This is a genomic window from Streptomyces sp. NRRL B-24484 (assembly GCF_000717715.1).
GTDB lineage: Bacteria > Actinomycetota > Actinomycetes > Streptomycetales > Streptomycetaceae > Kitasatospora.
The window spans coordinates 1-1896 of the sequence record NZ_JOAI01000111.1 but is presented as its reverse complement, the minus strand read 5'-3'; the positions used below and the strand labels follow the sequence as shown (position 1 = coordinate 1896).

The 1896-nt window shown below is 66.8% G+C and carries 2 protein-coding genes and 2 pseudogenes; 2 read left to right on the top strand and 2 right to left on the bottom strand.

Annotation, left to right across the window (positions count from 1 at the left end; all coding sequences use genetic code 11):
- Positions 1–123: pseudogene (locus IE98_RS51790) on the top strand (LLM class flavin-dependent oxidoreductase); the annotation flags it as partial.
- A gap of 33 nt (positions 124–156) precedes the next feature.
- Here IE98_RS51790 and IE98_RS49940 read toward each other — a convergent pair.
- Positions 157–462, bottom strand: a complete 306-nt coding sequence (locus IE98_RS49940) for a hypothetical protein (RefSeq protein WP_159401265.1) — start codon at positions 460–462, stop codon at positions 157–159.
- A gap of 454 nt (positions 463–916) precedes the next feature.
- Entirely contained in the window at positions 917–1663 is a 747-nt protein-coding gene (locus IE98_RS0141405) for a type IV toxin-antitoxin system AbiEi family antitoxin (RefSeq protein ID WP_106976869.1), read from the bottom strand.
- A gap of 135 nt (positions 1664–1798) precedes the next feature.
- Here IE98_RS0141405 and IE98_RS48790 point away from each other — a divergent pair.
- A pseudogene (locus tag IE98_RS48790) lies at positions 1799–1896 on the top strand (LLM class flavin-dependent oxidoreductase); the annotation flags it as partial.

Genomic DNA, 1896 nt, shown 5'->3' with positions numbered 1-1896 from the left:
CGGTCGTTCCGGGACGAGCCGTGGTTCGGGTCGGTGCCGACGCTGACGGCCGCCGCGGCGGCGACCGAGCGGATGCGGCTCGGCACGCTGGTGACCTCGGTCAATCCTTTTCCACCTATCACGTCCTGACCCGGGCTCCTGGCCTGGAGCGGACCGTCACGGGGGCGAGAGGAATGCGTAAGCAGACTGGCCATCGGCTCTTGCGGCGGCGTCGCGCAGTTCGCGCCAACCAGGGTGCTGTGGGTTGTGCAATGCTGCGGCGAGAGCCAGTTTCTTCCGATCCGACCTTTCCAGTTGGTCCCGCAGCTCCATCGGGTTCATGGGCAGGGACAGAAGGAAAGCCAGGTCGCGATAGTGCCGGTCGGGAGGCACGGTCTTGATGCTCAGTGCTGCGGACTTGGCGACGATCGATCCCAGCAGGCTCGGACGGCGGATGGTGCCGGTGCGTTCGCCGAGTCTCACCCGGACAGCTTCAGTCCGTTGGGCCGCTTGGCGACCGCCGGGAACCTCCAAGGTCCGCCCTGGAGGGGTGGTCGTCAGGTCCGCCCGAGGTCCCAGATTGTCAGGGGCCAGCACATCCACCACCAGGAGCCCCTCCTCGGCACCCCTCTGGTAGCGGTGCAGCAGGTTGCCCTGCGGTGACATCCCCGCAGGAGCGAAGCCCAGACTGCCAAGGCGGTCACCAGACGGCTCAGGCTTCGTTGGTCGGACAGGACGTCCGCGAGTACGTCCAGGTCGGCGCTGGCTGCCGGTGGTGTTCGACCATGCTCCAAGCCATGCAGCAAGACCATTTGGCCGCCGATCAGGGACCATGCCTGCGGGACCCTCTCCGATAGGTCCAGGAGCACGTTCCACAGATCGACCAGCGGCTTGGTCATGAGGTCGGACTCGATCACGACCCCGGCCGTCGAATCTGTCATTCGGCTCCCTCCCGCTTCTGCAGGCAAGCGGCCAGGAGCTGCCGCAACAGTTCTGTGGCAGCGGTTGCGGCTCGGTCCTCCTGGGAGTCGAGCAAGTCGGCTACCACCACCGCGGCCGGCGCATCGCTGCCCTTGGTCGGGGCGTCGGCGTCGGCGCGAAGGAAGGGCCAGACTTCTGCCGGGGCTACATGCATGAGCAGGTTGCCGCTCGCGTTATCGCGGGCAAGCCCGAACCCGGCCTCCAGCTTGCCGATCTTGTCGGGATGAACATAGATCTCAGCTCTACCCGGTGCCAGGTAGCCGGCCCCTACGCGGGCTGCCGCGCTAATACCGCTACGGACCACGTCCGGGTCGTCCAGGAGCACTGGCAACAGCCCGCTGTGAACGCGGTACCGTCGGCACTCGGCTCGGGCCCGCATCAGTTCCCCCAGGCGCGCAACTGGCAACTCGTCGTGCGCGGCCATGTTCCTGAGGCGGCTCATGATCCTGGACCGCTCGGCATCTGACAGGTTTGGAGCCCGTTGCCCGCTGAGCGCGGCCAGGAGGCCCCACGCGTTGCGCACGGAGAGCGGGCGTCCTGCCGCGCTACCACGTTCCTTCCGCAGCCGAGCGCTGTGGCCGTCGACCAGCCAACGTCCTCCGACGTGCTGACCGTCCAGAGACCCGGCTCGGAGGAGCTGTCGAACGCGGGAGTCGTCGACGTCGAGAATGGCTGCGGCTTGTTTCACCGAAAGTAGTTCCATGAATCCTCCTGCGCCTTCTATCCCGAAACCGGGAGGGAAGACGCAACCAGCATCTTCCAGGAAGGGACTTGCGTCAAACCTCCCGGACAGGGGAGGGAAGGCGCAAGACGCCCAGTGCGCCGTAGGGTCACTGGCATGCGCTTGAGTACCGTGATCCTCCCCATCCACCGGTGGAGCGAGGGGCAGAAGATCTGGCGGCGGGCCGAGGACCTCGGCTTCCACGCCGCCTACAC